This is a genomic window from Paenibacillus polymyxa M1, assembly GCF_000237325.1.
Taxonomy (GTDB): Bacteria; Bacillota; Bacilli; order Paenibacillales; family Paenibacillaceae; genus Paenibacillus; species Paenibacillus polymyxa_C.
This window is the reverse complement of record NC_017542.1, coordinates 3,691,405-3,707,238: the sequence shown is the minus strand read 5'-3', so window position 1 is coordinate 3,707,238 and position 15,834 is coordinate 3,691,405. Positions and strand designations below refer to the sequence as shown.

At 42.8% G+C, this 15,834-nt stretch carries 14 protein-coding genes; 11 read left to right on the top strand and 3 right to left on the bottom strand.

Annotation, left to right across the window (positions count from 1 at the left end):
• The first annotated feature begins 14 nt into the window (after positions 1-14).
• From PPM_RS16710 to PPM_RS16675, 8 genes are all read left to right on the top strand, one after another.
• Positions 15-890, top strand: a complete 876-nt coding sequence (locus tag PPM_RS16710; RefSeq protein ID WP_013371931.1) for an SDR family NAD(P)-dependent oxidoreductase — start codon at positions 15-17, stop codon at positions 888-890.
• A 62-nt stretch (positions 891-952) separates the two neighbouring features.
• Positions 953-1,906: an acyltransferase domain-containing protein gene (locus PPM_RS16705; protein ID WP_013371930.1), complete on the top strand. Its 954-nt coding sequence runs from the start codon at positions 953-955 to the stop codon at positions 1,904-1,906.
• Between the two features lie 31 nt (positions 1,907-1,937).
• On the top strand, positions 1,938-4,292 hold the full coding sequence (fabD, locus tag PPM_RS16700) for an ACP S-malonyltransferase (protein WP_013371929.1): 2,355 nt from the start codon (positions 1,938-1,940) through the stop codon (positions 4,290-4,292).
• A 177-nt stretch (positions 4,293-4,469) separates the two neighbouring features.
• Positions 4,470-6,239, top strand: coding sequence for an aspartate--tRNA ligase (aspS, locus tag PPM_RS16695; protein ID WP_014600045.1), 1,770 nt, complete (start codon positions 4,470-4,472; stop codon positions 6,237-6,239).
• 225 nt (positions 6,240-6,464) lie between these two features.
• Positions 6,465-7,127, top strand: a complete 663-nt coding sequence (locus tag PPM_RS16690) for an S-layer homology domain-containing protein (RefSeq protein WP_014600044.1) — start codon at positions 6,465-6,467, stop codon at positions 7,125-7,127.
• Positions 7,128-7,385: 258 nt separating this feature from the next.
• Entirely contained in the window at positions 7,386-8,054 is a 669-nt protein-coding gene (locus PPM_RS16685; protein ID WP_013371926.1) for a uracil-DNA glycosylase, read from the top strand.
• A 16-nt stretch (positions 8,055-8,070) separates the two neighbouring features.
• Positions 8,071-8,493, top strand: coding sequence for a hypothetical protein (locus PPM_RS16680; RefSeq protein WP_013371925.1), 423 nt, complete (start codon positions 8,071-8,073; stop codon positions 8,491-8,493).
• A gap of 120 nt (positions 8,494-8,613) precedes the next feature.
• Positions 8,614-10,500: an Ig-like domain-containing protein gene (locus tag PPM_RS16675; protein ID WP_013371924.1), complete on the top strand. Its 1,887-nt coding sequence runs from the start codon at positions 8,614-8,616 to the stop codon at positions 10,498-10,500.
• A 72-nt stretch (positions 10,501-10,572) separates the two neighbouring features.
• Here the strand turns inward: PPM_RS16675 and PPM_RS16670 are convergent, their stop codons facing one another.
• Both PPM_RS16670 and PPM_RS16665 read right to left on the bottom strand, forming a co-directional pair.
• Positions 10,573-10,875 (bottom strand): hypothetical protein, encoded by a 303-nt coding sequence (locus PPM_RS16670; RefSeq protein WP_013371923.1) that lies wholly within the window; start codon positions 10,873-10,875, stop codon positions 10,573-10,575.
• 384 nt (positions 10,876-11,259) lie between these two features.
• The gene (locus tag PPM_RS16665; protein WP_013371921.1) at positions 11,260-11,454 is read right to left on the bottom strand and encodes a hypothetical protein; all 195 of its coding nucleotides are present in this window, start codon (positions 11,452-11,454) and stop codon (positions 11,260-11,262) included.
• Positions 11,455-11,595: 141 nt separating this feature from the next.
• Here PPM_RS16665 and PPM_RS16660 point away from each other — a divergent pair, with 141 nt between their 5' ends.
• Positions 11,596-12,033, top strand: coding sequence for a NucA/NucB deoxyribonuclease domain-containing protein (locus PPM_RS16660; RefSeq protein WP_013371920.1), 438 nt, complete (start codon positions 11,596-11,598; stop codon positions 12,031-12,033).
• Here PPM_RS16660 and PPM_RS29670 read toward each other — a convergent pair.
• Entirely contained in the window at positions 12,026-12,202 is a 177-nt protein-coding gene (locus tag PPM_RS29670) for a hypothetical protein (RefSeq protein WP_013371919.1), read from the bottom strand. The two genes, PPM_RS16660 and PPM_RS29670, sit on opposite strands and share 8 nt — an antisense overlap.
• Positions 12,203-12,316: 114 nt before the next feature.
• Between PPM_RS29670 and PPM_RS16655 the strand changes: the two genes are divergently transcribed.
• On the top strand, positions 12,317-14,137 hold the full coding sequence (locus tag PPM_RS16655) for a sensor histidine kinase (RefSeq protein ID WP_013371918.1): 1,821 nt from the start codon (positions 12,317-12,319) through the stop codon (positions 14,135-14,137).
• Complete coding sequence (locus PPM_RS16650) at positions 14,112-15,737, top strand: response regulator transcription factor (RefSeq protein ID WP_013371917.1); 1,626 nt, start codon at positions 14,112-14,114, stop codon at positions 15,735-15,737. The genes PPM_RS16655 and PPM_RS16650 overlap by 26 nt, the downstream gene beginning before the upstream one ends.
• Positions 15,738-15,834 lie beyond the last annotated feature (97 nt).

The window sequence follows — 15,834 nt, the reverse complement described above, 5'->3', positions numbered from 1 at the left end:
ATCCGGAGGTACAAATGAGGGAGTTCAAAGATAAGGTAGCTGTGATTACGGGAGCTGCCAGCGGAATTGGCCGAGCTATTGCAGACCGATGTGTCAAAGAAGGAATGAAGGTCGTTTTGGCGGATATTGAAGAGGGAGCTCTTCTAAGGACTGAACGAGAATTGAAAGCAATGGGTGCAGCTACCCTCTCCGTTGTGACCGATATTTCCAAAGAAGCTGATATTCGTTTATTAGCACAAAAAACAGTTCAGACCTTTGGCGCTGTGCATCTTTTGTTCAATAATGCAGGCGTGGATGCTGGCACAGGCCGCTTATTATGGGAGAATACGGTGGCAGATTGGCAGTGGGTAATCAACGTAAACATTTGGGGAATTCTGTTTGCCACCGAAATTTTTGTTCCTATTATGGTGAAACAAAAAACTCCATGCCATATTGTAAATACAGCATCTATTGCCGGTCTGCTGTCCGGTCCTGGAAATGGAATATACAGCGCGTCAAAGCATGCTGTTTTAAGCCTGTCTGAAACGTTATATCAGGAGCTCAGATTGATCGGTTCTAATGTGGGAGTGTCGGTTGTATGTCCGGGATTCGTTCGTACTCAAATCATGGATGCAGAGCGGAACCGCCCGACAGAGCTGCGTAAGCCAGATGGGAGCGGCAATCTTCCACCTGAAAGACAAGTTATTACCGAATTGGCTCGCAAGGCTGTCCAAAATGGAATACTTCCGGAGGATGTGGCCAATCAGATTTTTGAGGGCATCCGAAAAGGGCAGCTATATATCATCACAGAACCGAAATTCAAACCTGCAATCAGGCAGCATATGGAGAATGTTCTTAACGAAAGCAATCCTACGGCATCCCAAATGCAATTAGTGCGCAATTTGTTGTGAACTTTGAATGATAGAGGAACTGCTTAGGAGAGTCTGATCAATACGTTGTGGGGGTTACTCGGATGGACAGATCAGTGGTTTTTATGTTTTCAGGCCAGGGTTCGCAATACTACGGCATGGGAAAGGAATTATATATGTCCAACCCGGTTTTCCGAACATGGATGACCAGGTTGGATGAGATTCATATGGATATTACAGGCAGCTCTGTATTAAAAACGCTGTACGATGATACGCGTCGCAGGGGAGAAGAATTTGATACCCTGCTATATACTCACCCTGCAATTTTCATGGTTGAATATTCGCTCACACAGGTGTTATTGGAAAAGGGAATTTATCCTGATTATGTTTTAGGCTCTAGTCTGGGTGAGTCTGTTTCTGTTGCTGTGGCTGACTGCATGAGCTATGAGGACACGCTTCAATGTATTATCAAGCAAGCACAGTTGGTGAAGGCCTACTGTCCGAAAGGGGGCATGATGGCCGTCATTGGCAATCCCAGTCTGTACGACGAAGCACCCATATTGAATACCAACTCAGAACTGGCATCCATCAACTTTGACTCGCATTTTGTTATTTCAGGCAGCTGCGAAGGTCTATCAGAGATTGAACACTATTTGAAGGTAAATGAGATAATCTGTCAAAGACTGCCAGTACACTATGCTTTTCATGCTTCCTTAATGGACCCAATCGCATTGGAATATACAGAATTTTTAAAGCTCAAGACCATAAGAAAACCTAAAATAAATATGGTTTCATCTATGTACGGCGGGAAGACGACATGGCTTGACAACCGTTTTCTTTGGGACGTCACTAGAAAGCCTATCCAATTTCAGAGCGCTCTAAAGTGTCTGGGAGATAGTGACGGGGTTGTTTATATTGATCTCGGTCCCTCGGGCACGCTTGCTAATTTTGTAAAGTATAATTTTGGTCCCAAGAAAAAGGCAAGCGTTTATTCCATGCTCTCTCCTTTTCAACAGGATATAAAAAATTTGGATCGTCTGTTCGAAATATTTGACTAATATGCATCCATTACTAACAAGGAGGAAATCAATGATCGCATATCTGTTCCCTGGACAAGGAGCTCAAGTGAAAGGCATGGGCGAAGGACTGTTTGATGAATTTCCAGAATGGGTTGCCCAAGCGGATGCAGTTCTTGGTTATTCTATTCAGAAGCTGTGCCTTGAGGACCCTGCCAAGCAACTCGGACAAACGGATTTTACCCAGCCGGCGCTATTTGTCGTAAATGCCTTAAGTTACCTGAAAAAAATAAGAGAAACCGGAAGAAAACCCGACTATGTTGCAGGACATAGCTTGGGTGAATATAATGCTTTATTTGCCGCGGAAGCGTTTGACTTTGAAACCGGCTTGAAGCTGGTCAAAAAAAGAGGAGAGCTGATGGCTCGGGCTGCTGGCGGCGGAATGGCGGCAGTTTTAGGCTTGAAAGAAGAAGTGTTTCGGGAAGTAATGGAAAAAAATAAATTAGTAGAGCTCGATGTTGCCAACTATAATTCGCCCAGCCAGATTGTCATTTCAGGGCCAAAGGAACTGATTGAGCAGGCGAAACCGATTTTTGAGGATGCTGGAGCCAGAAATTATGTGGTTTTGAATGTAAGTGGAGCATTTCACTCCAGGTATATGGAAAGTGCGAGACAGAAATTTGAGGCTTATGCGGCGTCATTCGAATTCTCAAAAATCAAAATACCCGTTATTTCAAATGTCCATGCCAGACCCTACAAGCAGCTGGATTTAAGAAGCACGCTAATCAACCAGATTGTGAGCCCGGTCAAATGGTCGGAAAGTATACGCTATCTGATGGGTAAAAGTGTAACCCAGTTTATTCAGATCGGGCCTGGAAATGTTGTGGCAGGATTGGTTAATGCCATACAACGAGAAGCCGAGCCATTGATCGTGACAGAGGTTGAAGACCGGAACGAACAGGTACAGAAGAGGATGTCGAAGGATACGTTGAGAAATGATGAATCGATATCCGAAAAGCGACAGGCTCCCAGAACAAAATCAGGTCATGACGTACTGGAATCCAGCAAACGATTTACGGCGGAGTCTCTTGGGCATAGCGAATTTAAACAAGATTACGGAATTAAGTATGCGTATCTTATAGGCTCTATGTACAAGGGCATCTCTTCAAAAGAGATGGTCGTAAAAGCAGGAAAGGCAGGAATGATGGGATTTTTTGGAGCTGGGGGAGTGAAGATTGATGCTCTGGAGGAAACCATAAAGTATATTCAAAAGGAATTGAACCATGGCGAAGCCTATGGAATGAATCTTATTCATGTGCCAGACCACCCAGACATAGAAAATAACATCGTTGATTTGTACATAAAATACGGTGTTAGAAATATTGAAGCCTCTGCGTTTATGAGTATCACGCCTTCTTTGGTTAGGTACAGGCTGAAGGGACTGAGGCGGAATGCAAAGGGAAACGTAACGCCACAGAACAGAATTATAGCGAAAGTATCCAGACCCGAGGTTGTTGAAGCCTTCCTGAGTCCTGCGCCTCAGAATATTATAAATAAGCTGCTGGCGGAAAATAGGATCAGCCGGGAAGAGGCGATGATGGGAATGGAAATTCCCATGGTTGATGATTTATGCGTCGAGGCTGATTCAGGCGGGCATACCGACCATGCAGTTGCATATGTATTGGTTCCGCTAATGCTTCAGATGAGGGATGAAGCGATTCGAAAGTATAAATACAATAAAAGCATAAGGGTAGGGGCAGCGGGGGGAATAGGGACTCCACAAGCTGCAGCGGCAGCGTTTATATTAGGTGCTGATTTTATCATGACGGGTTCTATCAATCAGTGTACGGTTGAAGCAGGGACGAGTGATGAAGTAAAAGATTTGCTCCAGCAATTAAACATTCAGGATACGGACTACGCTCCAGCAGGGGATATGTTTGAAATGGGGGCAAAAGTTCAGGTTATGAAAAAAGGAGTGTTTTTCCCGGCGAGGGCGAATAAATTATATGATCTTTACCGGAATTATAATTCCATAGATGAAATTGATAGAGAAACCAAACATTATATTGAAGAAAAATATTTTAAGAAGAGTATCGAACAAGTCTATGAAGATATTAAAGCTTATTACCCGGCTGAAATCATTGAAAAAGCTGAAAGAATCCCAAAACGTAAGATGGCCTTGATATTTAGATGGTACTTTACTTATTCTACCCGACTTGCCATTAATGGGGACAAAAACAACAGGGTCGATTATCAAGTACACTGCGGACCAGCCCTTGGTGCTTTTAATCAATGGGTTAAGGGGACAGCCCTTGAGGATTGGAAGAATAGACATGTTGACGATATAGGACAAAAAATAATGGTTGAGACTGCAGAACACCTGAATGAAAGATTTAAAGCTTTAACTGCTAGTCTACTTACAATCTAGTTGGATTCAAGCAATGGCGAGAAGCTACGAGAAGCTAATAGTGAAGTGCAGTACGTTCTAGCTGAATAAGCCCATGGCCGGATACATGCAGGATAGAGTGACAATCTCTGCAATCAGACCATGGGTTACATCATTAAAACCATTTAGATACTAGGGTAAAAGAAAGAGGGTGTTTTCGTGCATAGGTATAGAACTCATAACTGTGGAGAACTGGATCAAACGCATGTCGGAGAAATCGTGAGAATTGCAGGTTGGATTAAAAATATTCGTAACCTTGGCGGGATTGTTTTTATTGACCTTAGGGACCATTATGGGGTTACGCAAATCGTTGTCTCTGATTCTAATGAATTAAAGGATTTTGTATCCAAGATCAGCAGGGAATCAACCATCTCTGTCATAGGAGCTGTATGTCACAGATCCGAAAGTACGATCAGTCCCCATATGAAAACCGGATATATTGAGGTCGTTGCCAAGGAGATAGAAGTGTTAGGAAAGGTCATAAATCCATTGCCTTTTGAAGTATCTTCAGCACATGAAGCTCGGGAAGATTTAAGATTAAAGTATCGTTTTCTGGATCTGCGCAATGAAAATCTGCATGATAATATTGTACTTCGCTCTAGAGTAATTCAAAGTATCCGAAAAAAGATGATTGATTTGGATTTTTTAGAGATTCAGACACCGATTCTGACAAGTTCATCTCCAGAGGGCGCCAGAGACTATTTGGTTCCTAGTAGAGTGCATCCAGGTCAATTTTATGCCTTGCCTCAGGCACCTCAGCAATTTAAACAACTATTAATGGTCTCCGGCTTTGATAAATATTTTCAAATTGCACCGTGCTTTAGAGATGAAGATGCAAGGGCAGACAGATCGCCTGGCGAGTTTTATCAGCTGGATTTGGAAATGGCATTTGCTACACAGGAAGATGTTTTTAATGTAGTTGAAAATATGCTGTATGAAGTTTTTTCCGAATTTACAAATTATAAAATTTCAAAGCCTTTTAGTAGAATTCCCTATCAAGAAGCCATGCTCAAATACGGGAGCGATAAACCTGACTTAAGAAATCCATTAATTATCCATGATGTTACAGAGCTTTTTACAGAGACTGATTTTAAAGTGTTTAAAAATAAAACGATAAGAGTTATTGCAACTCCTGGTTGTGGAGGGCAGCCAAGAAGCTTTTACGATGATATAGTGAACTTTGCTATGGAGGCTGGAGCGAAGGGCCTTTCATGGATTAAGTTCAATGATGATATGTCTCTCAGCGGCTCAATTGCAAAATTTATTCCGGAGAAGGTAAAAAACGAATTAATGAATGTAACGCAAGCTGGTCCGGGATATGCACTGTTTTTTGCTGCCGATGAGCTTAAAAATGTCGAAAAAATAGCTGGTGCTGTCCGAAGTCAATTAGGCAAAAGGCTGGATTTATTAGAAAAGGATACGTTTAAGTTTTGCTGGATTGTTGATTTCCCCATGTTTGAATTGGATCCTGATACCCATAAAATAGAGTTCAGTCATAACCCGTTTTCGATGCCGCAAGGTGGTATGGATGCGCTGCTGAATATGAATCCTCTGGATATCCTGGCGTACCAATATGATATTGTATGTAATGGGATTGAGCTGTCCTCGGGTGCTGTCCGTAACCACGATACAGAGATTATGGTAAAAGCCTTTGAGATCGCGGGTTATACATATGAAGAGATCAAGAGTAGATTTCCTGCACTCTTTAATGCTTTTCAATTTGGGCCACCCCCTCACGCCGGTATAGCACCTGGAATTGATAGGATTGTGATGATCCTTGCAAATGAATCGAATATTCGAGAGGTTATTGCTTTTCCGATGAATAGCAAAGCACAGGACGTATTAATGGGAGCTCCTTCGGAGGTTACTGACAAACAATTGAGAGATGTTAATATCAAATTGGCAAATGCTCAGCCACAAACAGAATAAACGGATTTAACAAGATACTGCAAGCAAAGCTGAATCCAGCACGCAATTAAATCCGATGGAGTGAGCTATAAACTCTCCCTGCTAGAAGCAGAGGAGAGTTTTTTTATTTAGCTTAGATCGTTCACTTTAGGTTAGTAGCGTCTGCTGCAACCTTTCTAGCTTGAACCACGTCAAGAAGTTGTTAATGGCCAAGCGGCCTAATTCAACTACAAGGTGGAACTTAACATGCGCATGAGAAAAAATGCAATCGCAGCCCTTGCGACTGTAGCTCTGCTGTCCTTCTCGATAGGAGGTCATTTGTCTGCGGCAGATAGTCAATTCAGGGATTTGGACCATGTAAACGGCAAAGAAAAAATCCTCTCCCTTAAAGAGCGGGGATTGCTTAAAGGTGCCTCAGACATGCAGTTTCTCCCCTCATCTAAAGTGACCGCTGCCCAAGGCATTCAGTTGATCTCGGGTGGACTTCAGCTCAGTTTGGCTGCCATTGATTTGAACCAGGCGCCACAGGCGAGTGGATTGTTTACCCAGGTTAAAGATACCGCATGGTACGCTGAAGCTTTTATTAACGCGTATTATAATGGCGTAGACATTCCAAAAGATATCAATCCTGCCAAAGCTCTGACCAAGGAAGAGTTCACCCACATGTTGATTCAGGGCATGGAAAAAGCAGGTGCTCTTCCCATGATTAAAATCGCACCTGCAAATATTACGGATGACAGCGAACTGGAGCCTTCTTACCAAGGTAGCATTCAACGCTCGCTAGTGTACAAGGTCAATGTCCTGGATGGGAAGGGAAACTTTCATCCCAAAAGTGCGATTACGCGTGCCGAGGCTGCTGTTATGTTATACAATGCATTGGAATACCTGAATGCTCATCCAAAGTCGTAACCAATACAGCAACAAAGCGCTTTTCTTCTGAGGAATTTAAGCTTTCAGTTACTTGACATCAATACCGTGAATGCTATAATAAGGAAATCGAATTTAGACCCCGCGGTAGTTGACTATCGTAAGAATACTTTTCTGGTCCTTCGGCATAGAACACAAGTAACGAATAAATAAGCTGGCTCCGGATGAGGGGTCAGCTTTATTTGTTTGGACAAAAGTTTACAGCTTTCACAGATTTACATATTGAGAGGAGACAGCGGTATGTTTGGGAATGACTGGGATGATGTACTACGAGAAGAGGTCGAAAAGCCTTACTTTAATGAATTAAGGTATACGTTAGCTCGAGAGTACAAGTTACATAAGGTATATCCTCCAAAAGAAGACTTGTTTTCAGCACTCAAATTAACGCCATATCATCTGACCAAAGCGGTTATATTGGGACAGGACCCATATCATGGAGAGGGACAAGCTCACGGCTTGAGCTTTTCTGTTAGACCTGGTGTGCGTACACCGCCATCTCTACAAAATATATATAAGGAGTTACGCGATGATGTCGGCACTCCCATTCCGAATCAGGGATACCTCGTTCCTTGGGCTGAGCAAGGTGTGCTGCTGCTGAACAACGTGTTGACTGTGCGTGAAGGACAACCGCAATCTCATCAGGGAATAGGTTGGGAACGTTTCACGGATGCTGTCATTGAAGCGATTAATGAACGTGAACAGCCGGTAGTGTTCATTTTGTGGGGGAGTCATGCTCAGAAAAAGGCCAGTTTTGTGAATACCAGCAAGCATTTGGTGCTGAAATCTGTCCATCCGAGTCCATTGGCGGCTCACAGAGGTTTTTTTGGCAGCAAGCCTTTTTCACGTACCAATGCATTTTTGCAGGAGCATGGAATGGAACCGATTCAGTGGGAGATTCCTAACCGCTAGCACGGGAGGTGAGGACATGCGTCAATGGAAGGGACGTCAGGTCATTTTATATCACGGCAACAACGGTCATACCCAGAAGGTGCGCGGCACACTTGAAAAATGGGATGATATACGAAAATGCGTTATTTTGGGCCCGAAAATGCTGGCTATTCCTTTTGAAAATATTACGCACATTACCATGCTTCCTCCGGGACGTGAGCGTAAAAGCCGCCATCCAGCTAGGCTGAACACTTTCGGTTATGTAATGAACGTTCCGTTACAGTTTGATAATGCCATTCATTTTCAGTCAGCGGTGACGATTTGGAGAGATGATCAACTGATTGCTTACAATGTAAAGCTGGTTAGTCACTCGGCAGACCATGTGACTCTTGAGGATGGACAAACCTTATCCAAGGAAGAGCATTTATTTGTAGTGAGGTCACTGCGTGGAGAACTTTAACTGTAATAATTCACCTTTTTTTGATGAAGGGTTCAATTTAGTTAGCTGCTTACCGATAAAAGATATTGGGATTGTTAATAATATCCTGTTTTATAGAATGAAACCAAGGGAGAGAAACGAATGGAGCGTATGAAACGTATGAGCAAACGGAGTACCTTCTTACTTGCTTTGCTGATGTTTGTATTCGCAGCATGGCCAGCAGGTTTGATCCGGGCTGAGGAGAAAACGACCTCCACAGTACAGTGGGACAGTCAAAATCCAACCACAGTTAATCTGGGTGGAAGCCCCGCTCAATTAAAAGTGTGGTCTGTGACGCAGACTGGTAAAACGGATGTAACCGAAAGAGCTGAATGGATCTCCGGAGATTCAAGTATTTTAAAGGTAGAAAAGGGACTCATTACTCCAGTGTCCAAAGGGCAGATTAAGATTGTTGCCACATATGATCAGAAAACAGTAAGTACGACGATTACGGTAAAATCGCCTTACAGCAAGCTGCAATTCAATCCGACGGGTCCTCTCAATCTGACCATTGGCGGAGAATCGAAGCAACTGACTGCTCAAGGTGTGCTTAGCGGAGGCGGCACGGAAAATGTGTCTGGCGTGGAATGGACATCTACGAATGAAGCTGTTGCTACCGTAGAAAATGGACTTGTACGTCCTCTTGCCAAAGGCGTGACTTACATTAAAGCCACCAAAGATGGACTTAATGCACAATTGATCGTGTATGTGCGTTCTTCATCCCAGGCATTGGTACTGAGTGCATCTGGCTCCAAATCGGTCTATCTGGGTAGCTCCCCGTTTCAGGTTACTGCAACCGATGTGAACCTGACTGGCGGAAAAACAGATGTGACCAGCACGGCAGAATGGACTTCCTCTAATTCATTGGTTGCTACGGTGGAGCAAGGTAAAATCACACCGATGGATGTAGGGAATTCGACGATTACAGCCTCCTATCATGGTTTGAGTAAGACTCTGAAGATTAATGTACTTCCAACTGTTGAAAAACTGGTCTCAAGCAAAGCCAGTCTGACTCTCGAAACTGGAAGCAAAACTTCTCTTCCAAGTATATCTGCTTATTTGGTCAATGGAGCCAAAAAAGCAGTTCAATCCGATGTGAAATGGAGCTTAAGCAGTGAGAGTGCAGTCAAGATTGTAAATGGTAAGCTGGTTGCAGTAAACCCAGGTAGTGCAACATTGACGGCGACAGTAGGTGCGCTCAAGTTGGACATTCCAGTGACCGTACAATATAAAGTTCTCAAGCTAACGGCTTCTGAGAAAAAATATGTATTGGTTGCAGGCCAAGAAACAAGTATTCCGACCGTAAAAGCACATATGGCTGGTGGTGGAGTACTGGATGTTACCAACCAGGTAAGCTGGGTAGCTACAACAGCCGCAGTTACAGTAGGAAATGGAAAAGTAAAAGCGGTGAGTGGTGGCAACTCGGGAATCAAGGCAATGTATATGAATAAATACGTGAAAGTGCCTGTCATTGTGGAGGGAGCCATTTCTACATTGACACCAAGCTTTTCGAATGCTGAGATGAATTTGAAGGGAAGTAAGTCCATCAAAGTCGTCGGCAATTATACAGATGGTAAAAAAGTTACCCTGAGCAGTAAAGTGAAATGGACAACATCAAATGCTTCTGTAGTGGTCGTAAAAGGGTCTTCCATTAAAGCTGTTGGAATTGGAACAGCAACCATTACGGGTACGTACCAGGATAAGTCGTTTAACGTGGAGATTAAGGTTACACCTAAATTGCTTAAGCTGGTATTGAGCAATAAAAACCTGAAGCTGCCTAAAGGCTCGTCTCAAGTGCTTAGCGTGAGTGCCGTTTATGATTCAGGAGCGACTGCAAATGTGACCAATTCAGCGGTATGGACATCCTCCAAACCGTCGATCGTACAGGTTACAGCTGGTCAGGTGAAGGCATTGGATAGCGGAAGCTCCAGTATTAAAGTAGTCTATGGTGGTAAGAAGGTAACGACATCTGCCAAAGTTTTAAAATAGTCAACGCACATTACCACACCTGGCGTATGTCAAATAAACCCCCGGTCCAAAGACCGGGGGTTTATTTTTAGCTTATTCTACGCCGTCCTGATAATGATTTTTCCAGTGCTTATCGCCTTTATGTGCGAAATCTTCAACTGTTTTCTCCAGCGTAGCTACCAGTTGGGCTTTAATCTCAGCAATTGTGTCGCGAAATAATCTTTCTTCCGTACCATTGATTTTTTCACCATATAAAGCTTGAGCGGCTACAAATTGACGATGTTGTTCTACAAAACTGTCAATCGAATGCAGTGCATGCTCCACGTATTGTGAAATGCTATGATGCTCGTTAGGCAGTTGTAATTTTAATTCTTTAACTCTGTTTAATAATGCCATGATGATCACCTCGTGCGTTTTGTTATGTCAATAATTATACATCATTTTCGGAAAAGTTTCATTAAATTTCGATTAAATTGTGACTTTTATTATGTCATGATTGCATTTTCATTGGTGATCAGGCATAATTTCGGAATTTTGCGCTTTTCCCTTGGTATCGTGATTTCAAAATTTGAAATATATGATACCAAGACAATGTAAGAGCGTGCTGCGACAGCTGTCTTTCTGACATGTTATAATGGGGAAAAAGCCCAGTCGGAAAGGTTGTCAGTATGGTATGAAGCTTTTTAAAGGTTTATTTTGGGGAATTCTGATCAGTCTTCTCCTGTGGTGCGCCTTGTTTGGGCTTGTCCGCTGGATGACTCATTAAGTGCTTCCTGTATCTTATACAATAACTCTTGCGACTGTATCCACGTCATTAACGGAAATCGTATATACGTGTTCGTCATCGTAGAGCTTGAATTGCTGAGTTTCTTGGTCAGATAGGAGCTTAGGCCAGCCAATTACGGTATTTCCATTCAGTAACCGGATTACAACAGCTTGCATTTGGCTCACGGCCAGTTGGATCTCATCGTTCATTCGTACAACCTCCTCTCTATACTATTTGTCGTCGGATATTTAATCTTTTTTTATAGTCGGTAAGGGGTTACAAAAAATAAAATCTGGGGATTGCCTTAGCTGAAGGTCATTTACTGGAATAGCTTGAAAGGAAGAGGGAAATTGAAGAAAAAGTTACTAAGTTTTATAGCCTTAGTGCTGCTAGCTGTGGGCGCGTACTGGGTTGAAGGAGACAATCTTTTTACAAAAATAACAGGAGAAAACCCGCCTTCATCAGCTCAGGTAACGCTGCAATTTCCGTCAGGTCGTTATCCTGAAACGGCGCAGCATATTAAGGAAGCCATTCAAGCGGGAAAATCACCAGTATGCACAATTGACCGGGAAGGAGCCGAGCAAAATCGTAAGCATTCGCTTGCGGGTGTTCCTACTCGTAAAGGGTTTGATCGTGATGAATGGCCGATGGCTATGTGCTCAGAAGGGGGCAAGGGTGCAAATGTCAAATACATAGCTCCTAAGGATAACCGTGGGGCAGGATCATGGGTCAGTCACCAGTTAGATCAGTATGAGGATGGAACTCGTGTAAAATTCGTTATTAAATAGTTTTTGATTTCGTGTTTTTACCTTTTAGCTCCTTAGATGTTTCCTGTTTGGCTTTAATCAGCGCCAGAAAATCAAAAAAATCACCTAGTGTATTGAAGCCGGCAGCTAAAATGGCCAGGTCTTCAGCAGATAGTTGGTCTAACCATTCCATTTGCTTAGCGTCAAACATATTATCACCGCCAACCCTTAATAATGTATAGTATGTAGTGGCGGCAACGAAGGTCAGGGCTCTGGCATACCTTTTAAGTATGCCTGTTTTTTGTGCAGAGGATGTGTGAAACTCATGTTTAAATTTAATTTTTATACTAAAATCGTGTCCATCGTTATCGTATTGCTGATACCTGTGCTGCTTCTGTATGTCTACTCTAATCAGACAACGACAGGTGTATTACGTGAGGAACTGAATCAATCCAATTATAATCAGCTAACTTTTTTTCAAAACCAGGTGAATACGAATATTGAAATGATTTCTTCCTGGCCGCACCTGCTGATTCATGATCCTGATGTTGCCAGTTTCCAAGCGATTTTTTTAAAGGACAAGACTCTCAATCTGGATGGAATTAACCTGGTCAAGCGGATTCAAACCAAGCTTGGGCTTCAGGAAAGCTCTTCTAACTGGAGAACAGGGCTGAGTATATATTCCCCTTCACTTGGACGAGTTGTATCGGAAAATGGAGCCAGTTATTATGATCAGAAGGTATTAAATCAATCGATTACAAACGGCTGGCAGGTATCTAAGAAAAGAGTGTACGGTAAGGATCAATTTATATTTTCATTGTATACCTTATCCCCGTTTTCCTCTCTAGCTAATCCGGAAACCGCTAACACGATTATTAAAGTGGAATTCGATAGCAGCAATATTCAGGACATGCTTGACCGCTTTAAAGGCGATGGACGAAAGGAGCCTTTTTATTATAAAAAAGGCGTAGGAGTGATTTATAATCGCTCTGCAAATGCAGAATTGTCAAGCCAGCTGATTGCGAAACTGGAGAAATTGGGATTACATGAAGTTGATAATTTGACCGTGAAAATTGGAGAAGAGAGTTACCTTGTTCACGCCGTTCTTTCGCAAACGACAGGCTGGTATTTGATTGACTACATGCCTTTGTCCGATATGATGTCTCCGATTTACTCATCTAACCGACTATTTTATATAACCGTTGTTGGCTCACTACTGGTAGGCATCATTGGTGCTTATCTCCTTCACTCACAGGTACAAGTCCCGATTCTTCAGCTTGTGCGGGCATTTCGGCGATTAAAGGATGGAGACTACGCTGTTCGTTTGAGTCCTAAGGGCAGTCACGAGTTTGCATTTCTGTCACGTCAATTCAACCTGATGGTCGAACAGATTCAGGAGCTGTTTGAGAAAGTTTACGTTGAGAAGCTGCATGTGAAGGAAGCACGTCTAAAGCAGCTCCAGTCTCAAATCAATCCCCATTTTTTCTATAATTGTTTTTCCTTTATTACGAGTATGGCAAAGTTGCGCAATCATGAGGCAGTCGTGGCCATGGCTCATAATTTATCCAAATATTATCGCTATACGACAAGACAGGAAAGAGATTTGGTTCCTTTATCAGATGAAGTCGAGTTTGTGCAATATTATTTGAAAATTCAGCAGATGCGTATGCCACGGTTAACGTTCACTATTGATATTTCTTCACAGGCCAATCCTCTGCTGGTTCCACCGCTTGTGTTGCAACCCCTGGTGGAAAATGCGGTGTTGCACGGAATAGAACCTCAGGCGGAGGAGGGGATCATCCGTATTATGACTGAGTGTGTCGGCTCATCCATGTACTTGATTGTAGATGATAACGGGCTCGGTTTGAGTGATGAAGGTATAACGTCCCTTACATTAGCACTAGAGAAACCTGTAGAAGAAAAAAGTGGTTATGGTTTATGGAATGTGCACCAACGAATGCGATTACATTTTGGTGAAAACGCGGGCTTGGAATTCTCGTTGTCTCCGTTGGGAGGATTGAGAGTGATTTTAAAATGGACACTGTCAATTGAAGAAGGGCAGGAAGACGGTTTGATCCATTCTTCGTCAAATTCAAGAAATAGTAAATTGGAGGATACTGATGGTTCAGATATTACTAGTGGATGATGAAAGCTATGTTACTGAAAGCCTGGCGGCTACTATACCGTGGGAGACGTTGGGAATCGAAAAGGTTCATCAAGCAGCTTCTGCCTTGGCAGCAATAGATGTGCTGGAAGCATACGATATTGATATTCTGGTTACGGATATTCGTATGCCCGGCATGACGGGATTGGAGTTGATTGTTGAAGTAAATGAGCGTTGGCCGCATATCCGTAGTTTATTACTGACAGGCTATGCTGATTTTGAATACGCTAAAAAAGCGCTCCAGCTTAAGGCTTTTGATTACATTTTAAAGCCGGTGGATGATGAAGAGTTTTTCAAATGTGTGTCAGCTGCCATGGATTCGCTAAAGGAAGAATGGGAAGCATTCGACAAGGTTCATCAATTACAATACAGTCGTAGGAACGATTACGGTGTGCTGCGCACTCATTTGATGCACGATTTGTTACTCGGGCGTGATTTGACTGTACAAAAAATAAAGGACAAAATGTCCGAGTACGAAATCAAGCTACGCACAGAACATCCTGCCAGTATGTTGCTTATTCAGCTGGGCAAGCAATTTTCTGACATGGATTATCACTCAGTGTCCTTAATTGAGTATGCGATTGGGAATATTGCAGAAGAAGTGTTCGCTCCTGATTTTCATGTTTGGCATTGCAAAGCGCCACATGATTGCCTAATCGTATTAATAGAAGGCAATTGGCATTTGTTTCCTGAACGGACTGTGGATGAGCAGAATCATTTTTTGCGTGCAGCGATTGAAACCTTTCGAAAAAATGTGAGCAATTACTTGAAAGGGGAAATTTACGTCACATTAACCAATTGGTTTCATTTCCCGGATGAGCTGCCTAAGCTATATCAGACAGCGATCAGATCCTTATATTGGAACCAACAGGAGGAGACGAATCCACTCCTATTCATAGAAGAGCAGACAGAACAGTCACACAACTCAGTGAAGTCGCTGGAGGGGCTTTATACGCACCCTACGCTTACTCATCTGCTAGAGTCCAGGCAATGGGAAGAGGCCGAAGCAAAAGTAAGCCGTGTATTTGGCAAAATGGAAGAGGCGGGATATACACGCGAGCATTTATATGAACTGTTTATTTCGGTAACGAGCGCCTTTATGTATACAGCTCACAAACAAGGACGTTTCATTACACAGATGGACCAAGTAGGCTTTGATCCGTTACATGCGCAGAAATTGGTTCATTCGTTCCCACACCTCAAAGAGTGGATATTTTCCATGATGAACAAGCTTAAAGCCGAGTGGTCTGCAAGCGAGCAAAGCGCCAAAAGCTATGTGGTCAAGCAGGTCCAGGAGCTGATCGCCCAGGATAAAGGGCAGGAGCTGTCTGTTAAGACGATTGCCGACCAAGTTTATCTTCATCCCGTCTATTTGTCTAAAATCTATAAAGCTGAAACTGGAGAAGGTCTGGGAGATTATATTATCCGAATGAGAATGGAACGGGCTCTTTATTTGCTCAAATATTCCAACAAAAAAATATATGAAATAACCACTGAACTCGGCTATCAGAATCCCCAATATTTCAGCAAGATGTTCAAAAAGCATTATGGAATGACTCCGCATGAATTTCGGGACCAGTAAAGACAAATGAGTAAAGATCAGTTGAGAAAGGTGCAGAAATATTTATTTTGTGACATAGGCTGCTAAGAAAAGCCCTCTTATAATAAAAGAGTAGAAA

Bases quoted from the DNA above. Each gene is read 5' to 3' on its own strand.
- PPM_RS16685 (WP_013371926.1), top strand. From the start codon at position 7,386: ATGTTTGGGAATGACTGGGATGATGTACTACGAGAAGAGGTCGAAAAG.
- PPM_RS16675 (WP_013371924.1), top strand. From the start codon at position 8,614: ATGGAGCGTATGAAACGTATGAGCAAACGGAGTACCTTCTTACTTGCT.
- PPM_RS16705 (WP_013371930.1), top strand. From the start codon at position 953: ATGGACAGATCAGTGGTTTTTATGTTTTCAGGCCAGGGTTCGCAATAC.
- PPM_RS16650 (WP_013371917.1), top strand. From the start codon at position 14,112: ATGGTTCAGATATTACTAGTGGATGATGAAAGCTATGTTACTGAAAGC.
- PPM_RS16710 (WP_013371931.1), top strand. From the start codon at position 15: ATGAGGGAGTTCAAAGATAAGGTAGCTGTGATTACGGGAGCTGCCAGC.
- PPM_RS16690 (WP_014600044.1), top strand. From the start codon at position 6,465: ATGCGCATGAGAAAAAATGCAATCGCAGCCCTTGCGACTGTAGCTCTG.
- PPM_RS16680 (WP_013371925.1), top strand. From the start codon at position 8,071: ATGCGTCAATGGAAGGGACGTCAGGTCATTTTATATCACGGCAACAAC.
- PPM_RS16655 (WP_013371918.1), top strand. From the start codon at position 12,317: ATGTTTAAATTTAATTTTTATACTAAAATCGTGTCCATCGTTATCGTA.
- PPM_RS29670 (WP_013371919.1), bottom strand. From the start codon at position 12,202: ATGTTTGACGCTAAGCAAATGGAATGGTTAGACCAACTATCTGCTGAA.
- PPM_RS16670 (WP_013371923.1), bottom strand. From the start codon at position 10,875: ATGGCATTATTAAACAGAGTTAAAGAATTAAAATTACAACTGCCTAAC.
- fabD (WP_013371929.1), top strand. From the start codon at position 1,938: ATGATCGCATATCTGTTCCCTGGACAAGGAGCTCAAGTGAAAGGCATG.
- PPM_RS16665 (WP_013371921.1), bottom strand. From the start codon at position 11,454: ATGAACGATGAGATCCAACTGGCCGTGAGCCAAATGCAAGCTGTTGTA.